General features: G+C 68.6%; 1 protein-coding gene. It reads right to left on the reverse strand.

Translation table 11 applies throughout. The annotated features are described in order from the left end of the window. Positions 1 to 625 (reverse strand): UvrD-helicase domain-containing protein (locus ACDELDRAFT_RS23310; protein ID WP_005801881.1); only part of this gene is annotated, 625 nt, incomplete at its 3' end. Between the last annotated feature and the right edge of the window lie 73 nt (positions 626 to 698).

Consider the following 698-nt stretch of genomic DNA (forward strand, 5'->3'; position numbering starts at 1 on the left):
GCGCCGCCGCCAGCGCCTTGTGCGTCTGCGAGCGGCCATGGCAGGCCACCACGGCCTCGTAGTCGGCGCGCAGGCCGGGCGTGGTGGCGACGGTCTGCAAAAAGGGCGCCCACACCTCGCGCACGGCCTCGGCATCGTCTTCCAGCAGTTCGAAGCTAGCGGGCAGCCCTTGTGCCTGCAAGAGCGCCAGCGGGGCTGTGCCCAGCAGCGCGGCAAACCAGCTGTGGAAGGTGCGGATCTGCACGGGCCGGCCGCTGGCCAGCATCTTGCGGTATAAATTTTGTAGCGCCTCGCGCTTATCCGACGAGCGCTCGGGGCTGATTCCCCTTGCAATCAGCTCGCGTGCCAGGTCGTCCAGCGGGGCGTGCGCAAAGACCTCCAGCCACTCCTGCAGCCGCTGGCGCATCTCGCCCGCCGCCTTCTTGGTGAAGGTGATGGCCAGGATCTCGTGCGGCGCGGCACCGTCGAGCAGCGCGCGCAGCATGCGCGAGACCAGCATCCAGGTCTTGCCCGCACCCGCGCAGGCCTCCACCGCCACGCTGCGCTGCGGATCGCAGGCAATGGCGTAAAAGGCCTCGCGCGAAACGGGACGGCCGTTGTGTTCGTAGGCGGCTTGTTCAGTCATTTCCGGAGTCCACTTTTCCTGCCGCACTGCGCGGCCGCCACTTTGCCCCTGTCCTGCGATGCCGACGCGCCCC

Source organism: Acidovorax delafieldii 2AN, from assembly GCF_000175235.1.
Lineage (GTDB): Bacteria > Pseudomonadota > Gammaproteobacteria > Burkholderiales > Burkholderiaceae_C > Acidovorax > Acidovorax delafieldii_B.